Source organism: Silvimonas amylolytica (assembly GCF_014645555.1).
In the GTDB taxonomy this organism is placed as follows: Bacteria; Pseudomonadota; Gammaproteobacteria; order Burkholderiales; family Chitinibacteraceae; genus Silvimonas; species Silvimonas amylolytica.
This window is the reverse complement of record NZ_BMLY01000001.1, coordinates 733,073-752,563: the sequence shown is the minus strand read 5'-3', so window position 1 is coordinate 752,563 and position 19,491 is coordinate 733,073. Positions and strand designations below refer to the sequence as shown.

Annotated in this window: 19 protein-coding genes; 11 read left to right on the top strand and 8 right to left on the bottom strand. The window is 56.8% G+C overall.

Features of this window, described 5'->3' with window-relative positions; translation table 11 throughout:
* Positions 1 to 94 precede the first annotated feature (94 nt).
* The 4 genes from IEX44_RS03435 to gap form a co-directional block, all read right to left on the bottom strand.
* Positions 95 to 571, bottom strand: a complete 477-nt coding sequence (locus IEX44_RS03435) for a hypothetical protein (protein ID WP_188688835.1) — start codon at positions 569 to 571, stop codon at positions 95 to 97.
* 52 nt (positions 572 to 623) lie between these two features.
* Entirely contained in the window at positions 624 to 938 is a 315-nt protein-coding gene (locus tag IEX44_RS03430) for a hypothetical protein (RefSeq protein ID WP_188688832.1), read from the bottom strand.
* 185 nt (positions 939 to 1,123) lie between these two features.
* Positions 1,124 to 3,019, bottom strand: coding sequence for a methyl-accepting chemotaxis protein (locus tag IEX44_RS03425; protein ID WP_188688829.1), 1,896 nt, complete (start codon positions 3,017 to 3,019; stop codon positions 1,124 to 1,126).
* A 178-nt stretch (positions 3,020 to 3,197) separates the two neighbouring features.
* The gene (gene gap / locus IEX44_RS03420) at positions 3,198 to 4,196 is read right to left on the bottom strand and encodes a type I glyceraldehyde-3-phosphate dehydrogenase (protein WP_188688827.1); all 999 of its coding nucleotides are present in this window, start codon (positions 4,194 to 4,196) and stop codon (positions 3,198 to 3,200) included.
* A gap of 303 nt (positions 4,197 to 4,499) precedes the next feature.
* Between gap and IEX44_RS03415 the strand changes: the two genes are divergently transcribed.
* Positions 4,500 to 4,811, top strand: a complete 312-nt coding sequence (locus IEX44_RS03415; protein ID WP_188688824.1) for an I78 family peptidase inhibitor — start codon at positions 4,500 to 4,502, stop codon at positions 4,809 to 4,811.
* On the opposite strand, the gene IEX44_RS03410 is transcribed toward IEX44_RS03415, so the two are convergent.
* Complete coding sequence (locus IEX44_RS03410; protein ID WP_188688822.1) at positions 4,808 to 5,269, bottom strand: bacteriohemerythrin; 462 nt, start codon at positions 5,267 to 5,269, stop codon at positions 4,808 to 4,810. The two genes, IEX44_RS03415 and IEX44_RS03410, sit on opposite strands and share 4 nt — an antisense overlap.
* Before the next feature lie 364 nt (positions 5,270 to 5,633).
* Between IEX44_RS03410 and IEX44_RS03405 the strand changes: the two genes are divergently transcribed.
* From IEX44_RS03405 to IEX44_RS03390, 4 genes are all read left to right on the top strand, one after another.
* A complete protein-coding gene (locus tag IEX44_RS03405; protein WP_188688820.1) occupies positions 5,634 to 7,967 on the top strand; it encodes an extracellular solute-binding protein in 2,334 nt (777 codons plus the stop codon).
* A 373-nt stretch (positions 7,968 to 8,340) separates the two neighbouring features.
* Complete coding sequence (locus IEX44_RS03400; RefSeq protein WP_229678721.1) at positions 8,341 to 8,718, top strand: hypothetical protein; 378 nt, start codon at positions 8,341 to 8,343, stop codon at positions 8,716 to 8,718.
* A gap of 250 nt (positions 8,719 to 8,968) precedes the next feature.
* The gene (locus IEX44_RS03395) at positions 8,969 to 10,360 is read left to right on the top strand and encodes a tetratricopeptide repeat protein (RefSeq protein WP_188688815.1); all 1,392 of its coding nucleotides are present in this window, start codon (positions 8,969 to 8,971) and stop codon (positions 10,358 to 10,360) included.
* Positions 10,357 to 11,451: an endo-1,4-beta-xylanase gene (locus IEX44_RS03390; RefSeq protein WP_188688812.1), complete on the top strand. Its 1,095-nt coding sequence runs from the start codon at positions 10,357 to 10,359 to the stop codon at positions 11,449 to 11,451. The genes IEX44_RS03395 and IEX44_RS03390 overlap by 4 nt, the downstream gene beginning before the upstream one ends.
* Before the next feature lie 11 nt (positions 11,452 to 11,462).
* On the opposite strand, the gene IEX44_RS03385 is transcribed toward IEX44_RS03390, so the two are convergent.
* Both IEX44_RS03385 and IEX44_RS03380 read right to left on the bottom strand, forming a co-directional pair.
* Positions 11,463 to 11,726, bottom strand: a complete 264-nt coding sequence (locus IEX44_RS03385; RefSeq protein ID WP_188688809.1) for a hypothetical protein — start codon at positions 11,724 to 11,726, stop codon at positions 11,463 to 11,465.
* A 442-nt stretch (positions 11,727 to 12,168) separates the two neighbouring features.
* Entirely contained in the window at positions 12,169 to 13,074 is a 906-nt protein-coding gene (locus tag IEX44_RS03380; RefSeq protein WP_188688806.1) for an AraC family transcriptional regulator, read from the bottom strand.
* A gap of 306 nt (positions 13,075 to 13,380) precedes the next feature.
* On the opposite strand from IEX44_RS03380, the gene IEX44_RS03375 reads away from it, so the two are divergent.
* The 5 genes from IEX44_RS03375 to IEX44_RS03355 all read left to right on the top strand — a co-directional run bounded on the left by IEX44_RS03375 (position 13,381) and on the right by IEX44_RS03355 (position 17,173).
* Positions 13,381 to 14,310, top strand: coding sequence for an alpha/beta fold hydrolase (locus tag IEX44_RS03375; protein WP_188688803.1), 930 nt, complete (start codon positions 13,381 to 13,383; stop codon positions 14,308 to 14,310).
* Between the two features lie 59 nt (positions 14,311 to 14,369).
* Positions 14,370 to 14,981: a hydrolase gene (locus tag IEX44_RS03370; RefSeq protein ID WP_188688798.1), complete on the top strand. Its 612-nt coding sequence runs from the start codon at positions 14,370 to 14,372 to the stop codon at positions 14,979 to 14,981.
* Positions 14,902 to 15,813 (top strand): alpha/beta hydrolase, encoded by a 912-nt coding sequence (locus IEX44_RS03365; RefSeq protein ID WP_229678720.1) that lies wholly within the window; start codon positions 14,902 to 14,904, stop codon positions 15,811 to 15,813. The genes IEX44_RS03370 and IEX44_RS03365 overlap by 80 nt, the downstream gene beginning before the upstream one ends.
* 283 nt (positions 15,814 to 16,096) lie before the next feature.
* Positions 16,097 to 16,342, top strand: a complete 246-nt coding sequence (locus IEX44_RS03360; RefSeq protein WP_229678719.1) for a hypothetical protein — start codon at positions 16,097 to 16,099, stop codon at positions 16,340 to 16,342.
* Between the two features lie 168 nt (positions 16,343 to 16,510).
* Entirely contained in the window at positions 16,511 to 17,173 is a 663-nt protein-coding gene (locus IEX44_RS03355) for a dihydrofolate reductase family protein (RefSeq protein ID WP_188688792.1), read from the top strand.
* Between the two features lie 143 nt (positions 17,174 to 17,316).
* Here IEX44_RS03355 and IEX44_RS03350 read toward each other — a convergent pair whose 3' ends face one another.
* Positions 17,317 to 18,066, bottom strand: coding sequence for an SDR family oxidoreductase (locus tag IEX44_RS03350; protein ID WP_188688789.1), 750 nt, complete (start codon positions 18,064 to 18,066; stop codon positions 17,317 to 17,319).
* A gap of 257 nt (positions 18,067 to 18,323) precedes the next feature.
* Between IEX44_RS03350 and IEX44_RS03345 the strand changes: the two genes are divergently transcribed.
* Entirely contained in the window at positions 18,324 to 19,307 is a 984-nt protein-coding gene (locus IEX44_RS03345; RefSeq protein WP_229678718.1) for a helix-turn-helix domain-containing GNAT family N-acetyltransferase, read from the top strand.
* The last annotated feature ends 184 nt before the right edge of the window (positions 19,308 to 19,491 follow it).

The window sequence follows — 19,491 nt, the reverse complement described above, 5'->3', positions numbered from 1 at the left end:
AAAGCGGTGATATCGAACACGCCATCTGATAGACGTAAATCAGATTGTGCTGATTCCCAAACCAGGTTTGATGCAGAGCACCATCAAGGGTTGATTAGCGCTCCAGCACTGTAATCACCAGGCGTCCGCGATCGTGGAGATCTGCTCCGGCAAGAACACGGGGAAGGGCAAAACCGTCGGCGAGGTAATGTGCGCAGATGGCTTGTGCAAGGGTGGTGGCCGCAACGAGAGAGAACAGTGAATTGCCCAGGTAGTGCAGCCACGGCGTAAATACGTATTGCGGGTAGTGGGTCATCCCGACGATAGAGACACTGTTAAATTCTGGCCATTGCGCAGGTCGCTGTGGTGTCTCTGCTTGCAAGACAAGGGCCTGATCCGGACCGGGGATTGCCAGTGACCATTGCTGAATGTGATGTCGACTACGCGGCTGGTTGTCTTCTTGTTGATCCGGGCGTGCCGGGAGCCAGTCGGAGTGGGGTCCGGTTGAACCAACACGCAGGCCGATGGACAGCGTGGCACAAAGTACGGTGAGAGCAATAACGGGTTCAGCCCGGAATGGACGGCGATTCATTTCAACAACTCCAGCAACAGTCTTGACCAGCCCGATGCACCGAGCTTACCGATTAGCGATTACGGCTCTGGCGTCGGGGACGGTTGGTCTCGCGGGTGTTGTTGATGGTGGTGTCGCGGTTGAAGTGCTGGACCTGATCGCGCTGGATGTTGGTGGAGCGGTTGACGTTGATGTCTACATCGTCATTGTTGTTTGCGATGGCAGCGCCCACTGCCATCCCCATGAAAGCGCCCCCGGCGGGTAACACCGGTGCGGGTGCTGGTGCATAAACAGGCGCAGGCTGCTGGACGACAACGACGTCTTCAGCGAACGCCAGGTTTGCGATCAACAGCGTGGAAGCCGCAAGCATAAGGACAGCTTTTGCCATGATTTCGCTCCTCAATTGCGAAATGTGATGAGCAGATTTTGAGACGCCCCAAGGAATACTTGCTGCGAACAAATACCTGAAAAGACGACCAGGTTTTACCACGGCCCAAACAAGAACTTGCTGGTCTAACTGCGTTTACTGCACATCATTGAAAAGGCCCGCACATGGCGGGCCTTTGCTGAGGGCTAGAGGCGGAACCGCCCAAAGTCTGCATTGATGGCCTGCGCCAGTTTTTCCAGTTCTTCCAGATTGCGTGAGGTGTTTTGCAGCGAAGAGTCAGACTGACCAATCCGCTGGTTGATCTGCTCAGTACTCTCGCTCATGGCATTGGTTGCGTTACGTTGTTCCAGCGTGGCATCGGCAATATGGCCTACGCGACCGGCCATATCCTGAATGCTGCTGGCCACTTCACGCATGCGCCCGCTGGCCTGTTCGGTGAGGGTCACGCTGGCGGTGACGCTATCGAGTGCACCTTGCATGCTGCCGGCGGCGCTCTCGGTTTCTTTGCTGATGGATTCGAGCATGCCGGTGATCTCGCCGGTGGCCGCGCTAGTGCGTTCTGCCAGTTTGCGCACTTCATCAGCCACCACCGCAAAACCACGGCCTTGTTCGCCGGCACGGGCGGCTTCAATCGCTGCGTTCAATGCCAGCAGGTTGGTCTGGCCAGCAATCTCGCCGATGACCGTCGTAATGGAGCGAATATCGCTGGCGCGTTGCGCCAGGGTATCGAGCATGCCGGAGATCGACTGGACCGTTTCACGCGTTTGACCGCTCTCACGGGAGATTTTCTCCAGGTCCCGTGCGCTATTCGTACTTTGTTCAGCGGTCTGGCTGGCCAGTTCATCAGCCTGTTGGGCGGATGCCGCCACCTCTGACACGCTGACCGTCACTTCTTCAATGGCCGCGGCATTGTGGCCGGCAAAATCGGTAATCGAGTTGGTCTCCCGCGCGATACGCTGGATTTCATTGCGTGCGTTTTCTACGCCTTGCGCCAATTGCTGGCTGCGGCTGCGGACGTCGGCAAAGGTCTTGCCCAACTGGCCGATGAACTGGTTGAACGCCTCACTGGTCTGGCCGACTTCATCTTGCGTGAGCACCGGCAGACGGCGAGAGAGATCTGCATCGCCTTGCGAGATATCGCGCATGGCTTTACGGATACCCAACAGCGGTTGCAGTTGTTTGCGCAGGAACAGCGCGCTCAGGCTGATGATCACCACCAGCAACACAATCAGAATAATCACGCTCTTGAACAACAGGGAGCGCGTGGCGGCTTGCAGTGCGGCTTTGTCGCTGACGGCGACCAGGCGGAACTCGGTACCCGGCACGGGCAATACCGTGATCAACTTGGTGCGCCCATCAATGGCGACCTCAGAAAAACCCTTGTCGTTGAAGGTGGATTCCAGAACCGCCGGTGTCAGCGCGGCACCCAATACGGATGCAGGCTGATTCAGGCGCGATGGGTCGCTATGCGCAAAGATCAGGCCATCATGATTGACGATGAATGCATAACCTTCACCGGGCAATTGCGTGCGCTTGAGTTCTTGCATGATGGATGAGATTTCGACGTCTGCGCCGATGACGCCGACTACCTGACCCCCATTGACGACGGCGTGCGCAAAGCTTGAAACCGCAGAGCCTGTTGCCGCTGCCACCGACGGCATCTCGACAAACGTTCCATTCTGTTCAGCCTGAGCGCGACCCCACCAGTGCCATTTGCGCGGATCATTGTTATCCGGCGGCAAGGTCACATTGTTGGCGTTTTGCTGGGTGCCATCCGGGTAAGCCAGGAACACATTGGCAAAGCCACCGGCGTCCCGCGCATAACCCATACCGGCGACAAGGCCGGCATCATGCGGTACCGGTTTGAATGCGTTGAGTACCTGGGCCTTGGCGGAAATCCAGTTGCCGATGTGAATCCCCAGCACGCTGCTGACTGCACTGATCTGTGCCTTGGATTCACTCTCTTGCTGCGCACTTGATAAAAAGTAGCTCGCCCCCGCGATGACTACACCCGTCACAATGACCATCGCGCTGACTGCCGCGACCAGTTTACTTTGCAAAGTCCGCATACCCAGAGCCATGATTGCTCTCCATTTGTTATTGGCAACTATCCATGGATTATTGGCATGACTTGCAGGTTTTGCAGACTCCAGTTCACCTGATTGCTTTTCTGAGGGAATGCCGGGTTGTGATTGCCCGTATCTAATAAAAAGCCCCGGTTTCCCGGGGCTTTTTGATGACCGCCAATACACATACAGGTCATTGCAGTTTCACAAACTTGTCCAGCACCCGAATCAGTTGTGTCACAAAACCATGTTCGTTGTCATACCAGGCCACGGTTTTCACCAGTTGCAGATCGCCATGTTCAGAAATCTCTGTTTGGGTGGCGTCAAACACCGAGCCAAACGTAGAGCCGATGACGTCGGAGGAGACAATCTCTTCTTCGGTGTAGCCAAATGATTCGCTCGCCGCCGTTTTCATGGCCGCGTTGATTTCTTCTGCACTGACCTTCTTGCCCAGAATGGTCACCAGTTCAGTCACCGAGCCGGTTTTGACTGGCACGCGTTGTGCATGGCCTTTGAGCTTGCCGGTGAGTGACGGGATCACCAGACCAATGGCTTTGGCCGCGCCGGTTGTGTGCGGAATGACGTTTTCAGCGGCGGCGCGGCTGGCCCGCAAATCTTTGCCGCGAGGGCCATCCACCAGCGCCTGGGTGCCCGTGTAGGCGTGTACCGTGGTCATGGTGCCAACTTGAATGCCAAACTGGTCATCCAGCACTTTGGCCATGGGGGCGAGGCAATTGGTGGTGCAAGAAGCCACGGAAATGAACTTGTCCGACGCCGTCATGGTGTCATCGTTCACGGCAAACACGATGGTTTTCATGTTGCCGGCCGGGGCAGAGACCAGCACCTTGCGGGCGCCGGCGGTCAAGTGCGCCTGGGATTTTTCCTCGGACGTATAAAAGCCGGTGCATTCGACGACAACATTCACATCCAGCTTGCCCCACGGGATATTGGCCGCGTCTTTTTCAGCGTAAACAGCAATACGTTTACCATTCACGATGAGTGCGTCGTCTGTGTGATCGACTGACCAGGGGAACGCACCGTAGTTAGAGTCGTGGCGCAGCAGATAGGCCAGCACTTTGGGCGAGGTCAAATCGTTGATGGCCACGACCTCCAGGCCAGCGTTGACCTCCAGCAGGCGCCGCAACACCAGACGGCCAATGCGGCCAAACCCGTTAATCCCGATCTTGTTCATGTGATGTCTCCCGCCAGGCTCAAACCTGCGCGCTGTGTGGTCGTGGGCGCTGCGCACCAGTCACAGGCACGGCAAGCGCACGTCTGACTAATGTAGTACGCGGTTGTTGTAGTTGAAAGTATGCGGGTAGCGACGGGTCTGTCGCTGGACGGAGGCCATGGTGGACCGGAGTGCCTGGCCTTTGCGGGCAAATAATGCATCCCCGCATGCGCAGCGCATTGGTCGTCGTATCTGTACTGTCAGACCTCGGGGCGCTTGACGCTCTGCTATGTTGAAATCCCCGGAACCAAGCCAGGAGCCGTCATGCGTATTGCTTTGATCATGAGTATGACGTTGCTGGCGGCGTCAAGCCTGACAGGCTGCGCCAGCAACAAAGGGCCGGCCACGGCACCTGCCTCGCCAGAAGCACAAGAACACTGCAACGCAGACGCGGTGCAGGCGCGGGTAGGGCAGATGGCAGAGCCGGATCAACTCGACAGCATTCGCCAGCAGGCCAGTGCCAAACTGCTACGGGTGATCAAACCCGGTGATGCCGTCACCATGGACTACAACATCACGCGTTTGAACCTGGAAGTTGATGAGGCCGGAGTCATCAAAAAAGCCAGTTGCGGCTAGCCCGTCATGCCAGACCAGAAACGGTCCAGCCAACTCTTTTTTTGCCAGGTAGCCTGCGCGCCGCGTTCCAGAAAGAACGCGGCATAGCGGGTGTCACCCTCCTGAATGTGATGAGTGAGCCAGTTACGCAAAAAATGCAGTAGCTCAAAGGTGACCGCGTCGCCCGCCTGAACCCGTGCCTGGAACACCCGTAGATCAGCGATCAAAATCTCATGATGCTGTTTGTGTTCTTCGTATTCCGGGTAACCCAGAATACGCATCAGACTTTCTTCCACGGTGAAATGGATGCGCGTGTAATCCGCCAGTCGGCCCAGGATGTCGACTGAAGCGGCGCGACCTTGATGGCGGTGGATGGCTTCATATAACTCGTTGAGCAGCGCCACCAGCACTTTGTGTTGTTCGTCGATTTCCTGAATACCCACCGACAGACTGTCATCCCATTGCACCAGCGTTTGCATCGTGTGATTCTCAAATGGCATAACAGCATGCTGATTGCATGAGCGACGATTGGCATTGATTTGAATCAAATGACTTTGCGCCCTGGTCTTGTGGCCAGACCGGCAACGGAGAAATGATGTGGGCGTATTCTCACAATCATAGAGAGGTATCACCAGCTGATTTGCGTATACATTTCATTTGATGAAAGCAATTTTTTGTCCGAAGACGAAAACGCTACAAAAAATCTACTATTCCGTAAGCTAATGTTGCGTATATCAAAAATCCGGTGGTGTTTTGTGATAGTTCCGGATATGGTTTGCACATAAAAAAAGAAATATCAGCTATGTATGTCATGAGTGGAAACAAACAGCCTGGAATCCTGATATGTCCATCCAGAACCGCATTCTTCTGTGGGTCGCGGCCCTTGTCGTTGTCGGCTTTATCCTTGCCTCTTGCCTGATTGGCGCTTTGGGCATCACCAGCGGTGGTGCCATTGCTGCTGTGGCCGTTGTTATCTTGCTGGCCGTATTGGCCGGTATCTGGGTTGCCGTCGGCCTGACCCTGAAACCGCTCAACCGTCTGCGCAATACCTTGACCACGCTGGTGGAAAAGGGGGGCGATCTCAACACCCGCGTTGAGGCGACCGGCGCGCCAGAACTGGCCGACATCGCCAACGCGTTCAACCATTTTGTGTCTGACCTGCAAGTCACGTTCCGTGAAGTTCAGCGTGATATGGAAAGCCTCTCGCTGGGACTGAAAGAACTGACTGGCGTGACGGCTCAGTTGGTGAAAGACGCCCATGTCCAGAGTGACTTTGCGGCGGCTTCTGCTGCGGCGGTGGAAGAAATCACCGTCAGCATCACCCACATTGCCGACAACGCCTCAGACGTTGATGGCAATGTCAAAGAAACCACGCATCTTTCGCGCCAAAGTGCTGAGGCCGTGCTGCGCGTGTCAGATGAAGTGTCCAGCATGGCGCAATCCATGCAGCAACTGGGCAGCACGATGACCGATCTGGGCAAGAATTCCCAGAAGATCGGCAGCATCGTGGTGGTGATCAAGGATATTGCAGAGCAAACCAACCTGCTGGCACTCAATGCCGCCATTGAGGCCGCACGCGCAGGCGAGCAAGGCCGCGGTTTTGCCGTGGTGGCCGATGAAGTACGCAAGCTGGCTGAGCGCACTGCCAACGCCACGGTAGAGATCGCCAGTCTGATTGAATCGGTCAACAAAGAAACCCGCAAAGCCGTCGACAGCATGGAAGGCACCACAAGCCAGGTGTCCGCCAGTGTCGAGAAGGCCGATGTTGCGCGTGAGCACATGCTGCAAATTGGCGCGCGCATGGACCAAATGGCCGACGTGATCCAGGGCATTGCCGACGCCACGCAAGAGCAAACCTCTGCGGCCACCACGATGGCTCAGTCCTCTGAGCAGATCAACGTGATGAGTCAGGCGTCTGATTCGGCCCTGCAACAGGCCCGCCGTGCGCTGGAGTCTCTGGACAAGCGCGCCCGTGACTTGATGGCCGTGGTAGGGCGTTTCCGTCTTGAAGATATTGAGGTGCTGCATGGCTGGTTTGCATCCAGCGGTGCGCGCGCCGTGGCCGAAATCAAACTGCGTCTGAACCAGATGGGCCACCACTGGGCTGATATGCATAGTGGTAAAGACGTGCCTGGCATGCTCAAGGCCGCAGTCGAAAAAGGCAAACTGCCGACGGCCGCCGCATTTGGTGGCGTGAAGATCCAGAACTGGGCTGGCAAGGGTGTATTGGCTGACCTGGGCGAAGTGGCCAATGAACAAGGCTGGAGCCGTATTCTGCCGTCTGCGCTGGACAAAATGATGCAGGCCGATGGCAAGTACGTGGCAGCGCCTTTGGGTGTGGCACGCGTGAACGTGCTGTGGGTGAATGCCACCCTGGTCAAGCGCGTGGGCGTCACACAGCCGCCGTCCAGCTGGGACGAGTTTTTCACGGTGTGCGACAAGCTGGTCTCGGCCGGTATTACGCCGCTGGCACATAGTGAAGTGAAATGGCAGGTCGCCACGCTGTTTGAATCCGTGGTGCTGGGCCTGTGCGGTGCGCAGTTTTACATGCAGGCCTTCAGCAAGCTGGATGCCAGTGCGCTCAACGGCCCGCAGATGGCGCGTGCGCTGGAAACCTTCCGCCGGCTGAAGAAATACTGCACACCTGATTCGGTTGGGCGTGAATGGAACCTGGCCACGGCGGACGTGATCAACGGCCGCGCTGCCATGCAATTGATGGGTGACTGGGTGAAGGGTGAGCTGGACGAAGCCAACCGCAAGCCGGGTGAAGACTACCTGTTCTGGGCGGCGCCCTCCGTGGGCGGCGAGTACAGCTTTGCCGCCGACACACTGACCTTCTTCCGGCAGGATGACCCGGTGCGCCGCAAAGCCCAGCTGGACTTTGTTCGCTTGCTGGTCAGTCACGAAGGTCAGTTGGCCTACAACAAGCACAAAGGCAGTATCCCGGCCCGCACGGATGTGGATACCAACAAGCTGGACGCCTACGGCCGCGCATCTACGCGTGACTTCCAGGCTGCTGCCAGCCGCAACACGCTGGTGCCGTCCTGGGCGCACAACATGGCGGTGCAGGATGACCAGAAAAAGGCACTGATCGAAGCAGTGGCGGAGTTCTGGACCAATGAAGCCATGACACCAGCCGAAGGCGCACGACGTCTGGCTGCGGCGGTGAATCGCTGAGCGCCTGGTTTGACGGGTTGAAAAAAACGGCAGCTTTGGCTGCCGTTTTTTATGGCGAGCGAGGTCTGTACGCGCAGACCCTGCCTTCTCTGGGCTGCATCAGGGTCTGATCGGATTTCGGAGCCAATCAATTCTCGGGAATGCCATCCCAACCTTGGCGATCCCGGACAACCTGCACCCGTTGCCAAGTCGTTGGCGATGCGCTCAAGTTCAAGACTGTTCATGGACAGTTCCAGGGTGTGTGTGATTTCGAGCCTCAGTCTGCGCTGAACGGGCCCGACCCAAATGATCTGATAGCTCGTCTGCCAACCTTGCCCATGAAGCGTTATGCTAGTCATTACAACCGTATAAATCCCGACCACCCGCCATGTCGATGCCTGATTTCCCTCCGCCCGTGCCGCAACCTGCGCGCAAGACGTGGACCGCGCACGCCACCGTGCGCCTTGCCGGTGTGCTTATCCTGTTTGCCGGATTGATCGGCGGCGGGCTGATCTACTGGCTGGCCGATGACGTCGTCGATTCGGCGAGTTCAGCCATGCAGGGCCGCCAGTACACCGCGCAGATGGAGCGTATTGGCGGTACATCCGGCGTGCTGGTCGCCCAGTTCAACGATTGGCTGGGCCACCTGTGGCATGGCAAACAACTGGGCATCACGCTGGGCATACTGGCGCTGTTGATCGCAGTGTTCTGTTTCTGGCTGGCCGGGTTGATGGCGGTCGAGATTCCCCAAGACACGCCAACGCGACGTTAATTGCGTTAATTGAAGTTGGCACTGAAAGCCTGGTGCTGACAAAAAAATACCCCGATGCAGGGAGAACACCGGGGCCTGTCAAATGCTCCAGAATGCGCTGGGGGGATTGCGTGCGCACGGGCTTAATATAATCTTTCGTTCTGCTCTGTAACCCTGTCAGAGTTAGCATGGCCGTTTGATGACAGGTTTCGGGGCCAGCACTGCTGGCGCTACACTGACCTCAACTCACGCCTTTTATCAGAACCCATCCATGTCTGTTACGTATTCGCCTGAGGTTCAGCACCAGTTTGATGAAGCCAATCGCTTGCTGGAGTTGGGGAATCTGCCCGCTGCAGAAGCGCACTACAAAATGGCATTGGCGATCGCGCCGGATCAAGCGGCGATCTGGGCCAATCTGGCGCTATTGCAGGAGCGCAAAGGCGAGATCGCGGACGCGGTAGGCAGTTACAGCCGCGCGCTGGCGTTACAGCCAACCAGCACGCAGATTTACCTCAACCTGGGCGTGTTGTTGCTCAATCACAAACGCTTTGATGATGCAGAACTGGCGTTCCGGCAGGCGCTGGAACTCACACCGAACTCCGCGCAGGCATGGTCCAGCCTGGGCGTCTTGTGGGCTTGCCTGAAGCGTGAGGACGAAGCAGAAGCCTGTTATCGCCATGCGCTGGATATTGATCCGCACTACCACCGTGCGCGTTTCAATCTCAGTTATATCCTGATGCGTCAGGGGCGCTTTGAGGAAGGCTGGGCGGCGCGCGAGGCGCGCTCGGACGATCCGCTCGGGCGTTATTTTCAGTTCCCGCGCTGGCAGGGCGAAGAGATCTCCGGCAAATCCTTTCTCATCGGTTTCGAGGCTGGCTTTGGTGACATGCTGCATTTCTGTCGCTATGCCACGTTGCTCAAGGCACAGGGCGCCAACCGGGTGAGCCTGGTCTGCCATCCACCGCTCAAGACCTTGTTGCAGCGTATGCCGACGCTCGACGACGTCTACGGCTACGACGAGGCCGTGCCGCAAACCGGGTGGGACTATTGGTGCCCGCCAATGAGCCTGCCGTTGTACCTTGGCACGCGGCTAGACAATATTCCCCATCACGTCCCGTATCTGTTTGCAGATGCGCTCAAAGCCGCGCAGTGGCAAGACCGGCTAGAGGGAACAGGTCCTCGGGTCGGGTTGGTATGGCAGGGTAATGCGGCATTTGAAAATGACAAAGACCGTTCTATCCCGGCGCTGGATTTGCTGTCGCCGGTGCTGATGGTGCCTGGCATCCAGTTTGTGAGCCTGCAAAAAGGGCCGGCTGAATCAGCCCGGCTGGTCGAGCCCGTGCCGACCTCTTTGTTCGCGGCGGGACCAGAACTGCAGAGTTTTGATGACACTGCCGCGCTGATCAGCAATCTTGATCTCATCATCACGGTCGATACCGCCGTAGCGCATCTGGCGGGTGCGATGGGCAAACCTTGCTGGGTGCTGCTACCGGATTTCCGACCGGACTGGCGCTGGCTGACTCACCGCACAGATTCACCGTGGTACCCGACATTCAAGCTGTATTGGCAGACCTCAGCGGGAGACTGGCAGACCTTGATCAATGCAGTCGTGCAGGATTTACAACATTGGGTAGAGATGCAACGGGTGGAGGCAAAACGATGATCGCCGGCTGTATCGCACGTGTTTTGGCATGCACGCTGGTTACCAGTGCGCTGCTGGCCTGCAGCAGCAACACGCCCGCACCAGCCCAAACTACCGGAATTGTGCCTAAGCCGTCGCTGGCCAAAGCCTGGCAAGGGCAATTGTTGATCGGTGCGGCGGTAGATGAGAAAAACATCAAAACCCAAGGCACCCTGATCGCTGAACAATTCAACAGCGTGGTGGCAGAGAACGCCATGAAACCAATGGCAACCGAACCACGCGAGGGTGAGTTCCATTTCGAAGCGGCCGATGCAATCGTCCATTTTGCACAAAGCCATGACATGGCCATCCGTGGCCACACCTTGCTTTGGCACCTGCATACACCGGACTGGATGTGGCAGGGCACCAACGGCCAGCCGGCGGACCGCAATCTGGTGCTGGCGCGGCTAAAGCGGCATATCGAGACCGAAGTAGGGCGCTACAAAGGGCAGGTTTACGTCTGGGATGTCGTCAACGAAATCATTGATGAGAAACAACCCGACTGCCTGCGTGATGACAAATGGCATCAAGTGGTCGGACCAGACTATGTGGATTACGCCTTTCGTTACGCCCACGCTGCAGATCCGGCTGCGCGCCTGTTCATCAATGAATACTCAACGGAAGCGCCTGCCAAACAGCGCTGCCTGATCCGGGTGGTACAAGGCTTGTTGCAACGGGGCGTGCCGGTCAATGGCATTGGCCATCAAATGCACATTTCCGTGTTTTACCCGACCGTTGCGGCCATAGATGAAACCTTGACCGCTTTCGCCCGGTTGGGTCTGGAAAACCAGATTACCGAGCTGGATATGAGCCTGTACCGATGGAAAGATAACCATCTGTACGATACGCGTGAAAACCTGTTGGCACTGCAGGCCCGGCGTTATGGCGAGATCATGCGCATGATTCACAATCATCCGGATGTTACCGCCGTGACGTGGTGGGGAGTGACCGACGCGGGCACCTGGCTCAATCAGGATGCACCGTCAGATCATCGTGACCAACCGCTGCTGTTTGATGCGCAAGGCCAGCCTAAAGGTGCATTTTGGGCGGTATTTGCCGCGGCACGGCGCTAACCCCGCGGGATTTAGCGTGAGTTGCTGGCCGGCAAGCGAGGATGGGCAGTGAACTCCTGCCAATTGCACTCGAGGCATTCGAGCCCGTATTCGTTAACGAAAAACCAGGTTTTGAAAGTGCGGAATAGCTCCAGCGGGCCAGCATGTTCCGTATTGCCGCAGCGACGACAGTGCAACTCCACGCTCTTGGAAATAAACACCGTGCGCCTGCCCACGTATTCGATATACGCAAAGCCCGGTTTACAGTCTTCGGCAAGGGGCAGTTTGGCGCGCATCTGGACGACCGCTTACCCGTTGCACCGGCCATCCGCAGCACAGGCACACCCAATCTTCGCCGCCTGCAATGCAAGTGCGCAGTACGACTGAAAAATGGGCACGTGTTCAATCACGTGTCGGCACGGTGATGCGAGCGGGGTGGTCATATCAGTCTGTTTTGTGTCTGGCATGGCGCATGCGATGTGCGCTGCCAGATGTGCTGCGGGCGATCACCCTGGTGATCCAGAGTGTTATTCAGGGCTATTTTTCGGTGCGCAGGCAGGTTTGGCAAGCGTAACAACACGTTGTGCGGGTAACGGTCACAAACGGCATGCTGCCTGTAAGGATCACCTTGCGCCTTGCCATGGCAGGCTCGGTGGGTGCGCAGTAGTAAACCAGCAAGCGCCTGACCGCATGCAAGCCGGCCTTCCTGGCCTTGCCATGCGGATTTTTGGGGAGGGATTAGTGACGGATACTACGCTTCCATGCCGCCGGGCTGACCCCGACAAACGTTTTGAAAACGCGGGTGAAATGGCTTTGATCGGCAAAACCGCAACTGATGGCAATTTCAGCCAGCGTTGCCTCCGTGCCACTCAACAGATCTTTTGCACGCTCAACACGGTGACGGAGCATCCAGCGGTGCGGCGGTTCGCCGGTGCTCGCTTTGAAGGCCCGGATAAAATAGCTGACCGACAAGCCACTGGCGGCAGCCAGCATTTTTAGCGAGACATCCGCATCAATCTGGGAGCCCATGGCATCCATGGCGCGTTTCAGCTGCCACGGCGCCAGTGTGCCCGGACGTTCTCTGGATGGCCGCATGCCCCCAAACGTTTGCGCAAAATAGGTATAGGCGCCCAGCATGACATGTTCGGCGTACATCGAATTCACTTCATGCGGTCGTTCCAGCGCGGGCAAGAGGGCATTGCCCAGATGCCACACCGTTTCATCCAGCACCCCGCCTGGCTCGCAATACAGATGATCAACCCGCCCCACGCCGGACTCGTCTGCGATTTCGTTCAGCGCGCTTTGCGGAATCGTGAACATCAGGTTATCGAATGGACTGATCAGGTTGGCACAGGGCAATTCAAGATGATTCACCACACTCGTCGTTCGCGCCAGATACGCCCCACGATGAATGCAGCGGCCATCCAGGAAGAGTTCTCTTTGTTTTTGCTCGCGTAATTGCAGCAGTACCGAAAACACCGCGTCGCCCTGAGGGGGCGTGACCAGCCCGTGACCGGCGGTGTCCCGGCGCAAACGCGATACGAGCAAACGAGAGGTTTTGGGGCCTCGGGTAATGAGTTGCGAGACCGAGTCTGCCCTGAACTTCTCTACAAAGTTCCGGCTGTAACCAAGATCGGATTGCATAGATTGCGCCTCAAAGAGAACTCCCCCAACCCGGTTTGTAGGTGTTGTCACCGGGTATATCAACTTACCTTGGTCTGTCCATTAGCAAACAAATAATTGACGGAAGCATAAATCAATCGCTGCTTTCCTGGTCTTGAATGTTGTTATCTTTTTTTGTCTGAAATGTCCCCGTTCCGGATGTACGTGTTTTGTATATGTCGGAAAACAACCAAAAAAGGGCGCATTTTCGCCAGGGGACGGAGGAATTGATCAAGATGCACGGCTTTCACGATGCTTAGATGCGACCACTCAGACGAGGAGATCGCAATGAAACGGGCATTCGTGATACTTGCCGCCGTAATGGCATTGAGCCAGGTGGCATTTGCAGACCAGACCACTTTCCCCAGTGGGTTTCGCACTCAGGACATCGCTTCAAATGGCACCACTATCCACGTTCGTGTGGGTGGTAGTGGCCCGGCAGTGGTACTGCTGCATGGCTATGGCGATACCGGGGACATGTGGGCGCCGCTGGCCGCAGAGTTGATGCGTGATCACACCGTCATCGCGCCGGATTTGCGTGGCATGGGCTTGTCGGCTGTCGCCAAAGAAGGTTTTACCAAGAAAAACGAAGCGGAAGATGTGGCGGGCGTGATGGATGCGCTCAAGGTGCAGCAAGCGGTGGTGGTCGGGCATGACATTGGCAATATGGTGGCTTTTGCATTTGCAGAGGCTCACCCCGACCGCACTACGCGCCTCATCATGATGGATGCCCCTGTCCCGGGTGTTGGCCCGTGGGATGACATCCTCAAAAGCCCGTTGCTGTGGCATTTCCGTTTTGGCGGCCCGGATATGGAGCGCCTGGTCGCGGGGCGCGAACGCATTTATCTGGACCGTTTCTGGAATGATTTCTCAGCCGATCCGGCCCATTTCCCTGAGGCATCGCGCCAGCATTACGCCGCGCTTTATGCCCAGCCTGGCCGCATGCACGCGGGTTTCCTGCAGTTTGCCGCATTTGACCAGGACGTTATAGACAACCGGCAATCGGTCTCTCGCGGGCGCCTGCAAATGCCGGTGCTGGCCATTGGTGGAGATCATTCGCTGGGCGCGACCATGGCGTACATCATGCGCTTTGCCGCCGACAACGTGCAGCAAGTGGTGATCGCCAATTCGGGTCACTGGCTGATGGAAGAACAAACTGGCCCCACTGTGAAGGCCATTCGTACCTTTATCGACCGGCCCGCAGGGCAATGTCCGTAATCATCTGACCTGTTCCGGTTGATGTTGAAGATGTGCTTTCACTCCCCAAGGAGAGCAAGATGACCTCTTATGCAAAACCCCGTAGTGCCGTTGATGACCACCTGATTACGCCGCACAACGCCGCTATTCTGATCATTGATTTTCAGCCGGTTCAGGTTTCATCCATCGCCTCGCGCTCCAAGCGTGAGCTGGTCGCCAACATCACTGCCCTGGCCCGGATTGCCAAGTTGTACGAAATGCCCGTCGTGCTGACCTCGGTGAATGTAAAAACCGGTCGCAATCAACCGACAATCCACCAGATCACTGAGGTGTTGCCTGAGGTCGACGTGATTGATCGCACCTCGATCAACGCCTGGGAAGACGAGGATTTCAACCGCGCGGTCAAGGCGACGCAACGCAAGAAGCTGATCATGGCTGCGCTGTGGACCGAGGTCTGCCTGGTCCACCCTGCGCTGGACGCGTTGCACGAAGGGTTTGAGGTTTATCCGGTGGTCGATTGTGTCGGCGGGACATCTCTGGAAGCACACCAGGCCGGCCTTGAAAGACTGGTCCAGGCCGGAGCCAGGCCCACTTCCTGGGTGCAGCTGATCTGTGAACTACAACGCGACTGGAACCGCGAGAAAACTGTCCCGGGCTTTGCCGATATCCTCTTTGCCATTGAAGGCCACTAACGTGGCAGCAATGCACGAGGAGACACTGCGCGGCAGTGCAGGGGCGTTGTACGCGCGCGCCTGGCTGCCGCTCACCCCGGCGCGCGCGCTGATCGCCATCTGCCATGGGTTCAACGCCCATAGCGGGTACTATCAATGGGTGGGCGAGCAGTTTGCCGATGCCGGTTATGCGACCTTTGCGGTCGATTTGCGCGGACGCGGCAAATCCGGTGGTGTCCGCTATTACGTGGAGAGTTTCGACGACTACGTCGCAGACCTGGCCACGCTGGTGATCCATGCCAGAACCCTTCAGCCCAACGCGCCGCTCTTCATCCTTGGCCATAGTGCTGGCGGCGTTGTTGCGTGCCTGTACGGGCTGGATCATGGTGCTGAACTGGCCGGGCTGATTTGCGAAGACTTCGCTTTTGAAGTCCCCGCACCGGACTTCGCCCTTACCATACTCAAGGGTATCAGCCACATCGCGCCCCGTGCGCGTGCGCTAACCCTGAAAAACGCTGACTTCTCCCGCGATTTGCACGTCGTGCAAGCCATGAACGATGACCCGTTGATCGCCGGCGAAGCCCAGCCTTTTGCCACCGCCGCGGCCCTGATCCGCGCGAACGAACGGCTCAGAGTGTCATTTTCTTCGCTGATATCACCGCTGCTTATCATCCATGGCACCGCCGACAACGCGACCAGGCCAAGCGGTAGCGAACGCCTGTTTGAACAAGCCGGGTCCACCGACAAAACGCTCAAACTGTATGACGGCAGATTTCACGACCCATTAAATGATGTGGGTAAGGAGGAGGTGATGACTGATGTGCTGGCGTGGGTGGCGGAGCGAGTGAGGTAAACCAGGTTAAACGGCCTGCAGCGCTAGCGTTGCCTGGTTCAGGCCTGTGCGGCAACAAAATTGAGTATTACAGATCGCGCTGCGAGAGGAATTTCCCTTGATCTTGCAGTGACGTGTTCTTGGCCAATTCATCAATCAAGCCTTGCCAGTCAACAAAGTCTGGCAGCCCGTCAGCGGGAACGGACATGACGCTGGCGGGCTCACAACCTTCCAGGTTTTGTGCGACATATCCATCCAGGAAATGTGATGGTTCTGGAAAAAACCAGACCTCAAATCCCGTCTCATGAAACAGATCTTTCCCATGAAAGAACCAGGTTTCAATGAAAGGAACCGCCAGATCCCGGTCATGATCGCTCAGCAGAAAACAGGCTTTCCCGGTCTGAAGCCGATTAACAATGTCTGGCCGCATACGCTTGCCCCCGCAATGGCTGGCTATTTTCGCTGGCTTGTCGAAGATGCCCTGATTGCCCAGTCTGGATGGCCCACAGCGATCCAGTCCCTTCTCAAGTATGCTTATGCCATATTCTGAAGCCGAATGTGTTCTACGCTGGCCGGCCAGGGCAAAACTGCAGCAGGCAGATGCGACACCAGGTCGCCGCTATTCTCTGTAGCTTGTTGCACAGCGTGGGCGGTGATTACGCAGTCATCTTGCTGTGTTCACTACAGTGTCAGACATCAATCACTTGGAGGTACGCAAATGGCACGCGTTCGCGTTGCAGGTTTCACCATCTCGCTTGATGGCTATGGCGCCGGTCCACACCAGAGTCTGGAGAACCCGCTTGGTCAGGGCGGCACGGATTTGCATCAATGGCTGGTCTCAACACACACATTCCAGAAAACCCTGTTTGGTGCTGACGGCGGGACCACAGGCATCGATAACGACTTCGCTGCGCAGAGCTTTGAAAATGTGGGTGCCTGGATTCTGGGCAGAAACATGTTCGGGCCGGTTCGTGGTGACTGGCCGGACATGAACTGGAAGGGCTGGTGGGGCGACAATCCGCCTTATCACGTTCCAACGTTCATCCTCACTCATCACCCGCGCGCGCCGATTGTGATGGAGGGCGGGACGACGTTCTATTTTGTCACCGGCGGTATTCATGAAGCGCTGGATCGTGCCCGTGAAGCGGCCGGGGACAAGGATGTGCGCATTGGCGGCGGCACCGCCACCATCCAGCAATATCTGCGCGCAGGGCTTATTGATGAACTACATATCGCAATCGCACCGGTTTTGCTGGGCGTGGGAGAGCGGCTATTCGAAGGGCTCGACATGCGCGCGCTGGGGTATGAGTGCGTTCAATCCGTGGGCACTGAGAAAGCCACGCATGTGGTGCTCCAGCGTCGGGTACCCATTGAAGGCTGATCACAGATACCCATAAAAACGCCTCAACGTATTGAGGCGTTTTTATGGGTGGATAACGGGTGGAGATCAGCAGAATAAACGGCTGTGATTGCTGATTGCTGGTTGGCATGGGCCAGTGCGGCGATCTCAGGCAATGCGGCAGGCTATTTCCCGCCTGCTAAATCAATAAAGCTCCCGGTCACGTACGAAGCCTCATCGGAGAGCAACCAGGCAATTGCTTGTGCCACCTCTTCAGGCTGGCCGCCGCGCTTCATGGGCAAATTGTCTTTTACCCGGTCGACCCGACCGGCCTCGCCACCGTCAGCATGCATTTCCGTGTAGATGAACCCTGGACGGACCGCGTTGACCCGGATACCCTGGCCTGCCACCTCCAGAGACAAACCGATGGTCATGGTATCAATGGCACCCTTTGAGGCGGCGTAGTCGACATATTCATGCGGCGAACCCAGGCGTGAGGCTGCCGAAGAGACATTCACAATCGCGCCGCCCTGGCCGCCATGACGCCATGCCATGCGCTTTACTGCTTCCCGGGCACAGAGGAAGCTACCACCGACATTGGTTGCAAACAGCGTTGCCAGTCGCCCTGCGTTCAGTTGTTCAATCGAGGCTTGCTGCATCAGCATACCGGCGTTGTTGACCAGCCCGGTGAGTGCGCCAAAGTGTTTGTCTATTTGCAAAAAGAGCGCAACAACTTGTTCTTCCTGCGAAATATCGGCCTGCACGGTAATCGCCTCGCCCCCGGCCTGCCGGATTTGCTCAACCACTTCGTGTGCACGGTCTTCTCGCGTACGGTAGCCAATACACACTTTATGGCCTTTGCTGGCGAGAAGTAATGCAGTTGCACGACCGATGCCGCGGTCACCACCGGTGACCAATGTAATCTTGTTAGCCATATCTGTTTTCCTGCAGCGAGAGTTGTCTGCCGCTTTTTGTGGGTATGTGCGGGAAAATCAGCGCGCGGGGATGTCGCCTGGTTTGGCTGGGCAAGCTACGGCAGCAAGGTCCACACAGCGCCTCTTTTCGATTGCGGCCACGAGTCTAGCTTACCGGCCAAACGGTGGGCTACCGTCTGCTGCCTGCCGTGGCACGGGTTTTTTGAGATGGTTGCAATATACAACCATGGTGTCGTATGCTTTGGTCATGTAGTTGTATGTTGCAACTTGTTATGCAGGTTTTGTCAAAAATGAGCATCAATCCTTCTCTGATCGAAGAAATCCGCGCTGCATCACGAACGATGGTGCGCGAGTTGGGTTTCATGAAACCCACTCTGGCGGGCACTCGCTATTCCCCCTCCGCGGTCCATGCATTGCTCGAAATTGATATGCATGGCGCGATGCCTGCCGCTCAACTGGTCCAGGCGCTCGGGTTAGAGAAATCCAGCGTCAGCAGGATGGCAGGAAAACTGATAGAAGCCGGAGAGATTGAAGAAACAGCAGCACTGGACGATGGGCGCTTCAAACAACTCGCGCTTACCGCCCAGGGGAAGCGAACCATCGCAGAGATCCATGCGCATGGCCAACAACAGGTTATCTCTGCCCTGAAGCGGCTCAACCCCGAGCAACAAAGCCTCGTTGCGCAAGGCATGGGGTTTTATGCGGGAGCATTGAAACAACGCCACCTGCAATCAGATGAGACCTCGGGCAACACCATTGAGATTCACACCGGTTATCGACCCGGATTGGTCGGACGGATTGCGCAGATGCACGCCGATTTTTATTCCCGTCATTGGGACTTTGGCCAGTTTTTCGAGAGCAAAGTGGCCGCCGGGGCAGCGGAATTCATGGGGCGACTGCACCAGCCGGTGAATCAAATCTGGTCGGCAATACAAAATGGCCGAATCGTTGGATCAATTGCGATTGATGGCCAGGATTTAGGGAGTAACGAAGCGCACCTGCGCTGGTTTATCCTGGATGATGGGTGCCGTGGAACCGGCGTGGGTCGGCAATTGCTTGCCAATGCCATTGCGTTTTGCGATGAGCACAACTTCAGCGCAACACAATTATGGACATTCAAAGGGCTGGATGCTGCCCGCCGTTTGTATGAATCTTTCGGCTTTGAACTGACTTGGGAAGACACAGGCTCTCAATGGGGATACCCGGTTACTGAACAACGGTTTACGCGCAAACCAACATAAGATGATGAATCCCCACCTTTTGAACGCTATGCTGAGGCATTGACCGCGATGCAAGACCAGTCACGGGGCAGCGATCGATATCGTGTATCCCGTGCGCCCATGGGGTTGCGTCGCCGTGTTACCGCGGCATCTGTATTGCGAACGGCACGGTCGCGGATGATTTGATTTCCCGCGAGGGCAGGGT

Coding starts and splice junctions, on each gene's coding strand:
- IEX44_RS03435 (WP_188688835.1), bottom strand. CDS start 571: ATGAATCGCCGTCCATTCCGGGCTGAACCCGTTATTGCTCTCACCGTA.
- IEX44_RS03430 (WP_188688832.1), bottom strand. CDS start 938: ATGGCAAAAGCTGTCCTTATGCTTGCGGCTTCCACGCTGTTGATCGCA.
- IEX44_RS03425 (WP_188688829.1), bottom strand. CDS start 3,019: ATGGCTCTGGGTATGCGGACTTTGCAAAGTAAACTGGTCGCGGCAGTC.
- gap (WP_188688827.1), bottom strand. CDS start 4,196: ATGAACAAGATCGGGATTAACGGGTTTGGCCGCATTGGCCGTCTGGTG.
- IEX44_RS03415 (WP_188688824.1), top strand. CDS start 4,500: ATGCGTATTGCTTTGATCATGAGTATGACGTTGCTGGCGGCGTCAAGC.
- IEX44_RS03410 (WP_188688822.1), bottom strand. CDS start 5,269: ATGCAAACGCTGGTGCAATGGGATGACAGTCTGTCGGTGGGTATTCAG.
- IEX44_RS03405 (WP_188688820.1), top strand. CDS start 5,634: ATGTCCATCCAGAACCGCATTCTTCTGTGGGTCGCGGCCCTTGTCGTT.
- IEX44_RS03400 (WP_229678721.1), top strand. CDS start 8,341: ATGCCTGATTTCCCTCCGCCCGTGCCGCAACCTGCGCGCAAGACGTGG.
- IEX44_RS03395 (WP_188688815.1), top strand. CDS start 8,969: ATGTCTGTTACGTATTCGCCTGAGGTTCAGCACCAGTTTGATGAAGCC.
- IEX44_RS03390 (WP_188688812.1), top strand. CDS start 10,357: ATGATCGCCGGCTGTATCGCACGTGTTTTGGCATGCACGCTGGTTACC.
- IEX44_RS03385 (WP_188688809.1), bottom strand. CDS start 11,726: ATGCGCGCCAAACTGCCCCTTGCCGAAGACTGTAAACCGGGCTTTGCG.
- IEX44_RS03380 (WP_188688806.1), bottom strand. CDS start 13,074: ATGCAATCCGATCTTGGTTACAGCCGGAACTTTGTAGAGAAGTTCAGG.
- IEX44_RS03375 (WP_188688803.1), top strand. CDS start 13,381: ATGAAACGGGCATTCGTGATACTTGCCGCCGTAATGGCATTGAGCCAG.
- IEX44_RS03370 (WP_188688798.1), top strand. CDS start 14,370: ATGACCTCTTATGCAAAACCCCGTAGTGCCGTTGATGACCACCTGATT.
- IEX44_RS03360 (WP_229678719.1), top strand. CDS start 16,097: ATGAAACAGATCTTTCCCATGAAAGAACCAGGTTTCAATGAAAGGAAC.
- IEX44_RS03355 (WP_188688792.1), top strand. CDS start 16,511: ATGGCACGCGTTCGCGTTGCAGGTTTCACCATCTCGCTTGATGGCTAT.
- IEX44_RS03350 (WP_188688789.1), bottom strand. CDS start 18,066: ATGGCTAACAAGATTACATTGGTCACCGGTGGTGACCGCGGCATCGGT.
- IEX44_RS03345 (WP_229678718.1), top strand. CDS start 18,324: ATGTTGCAACTTGTTATGCAGGTTTTGTCAAAAATGAGCATCAATCCT.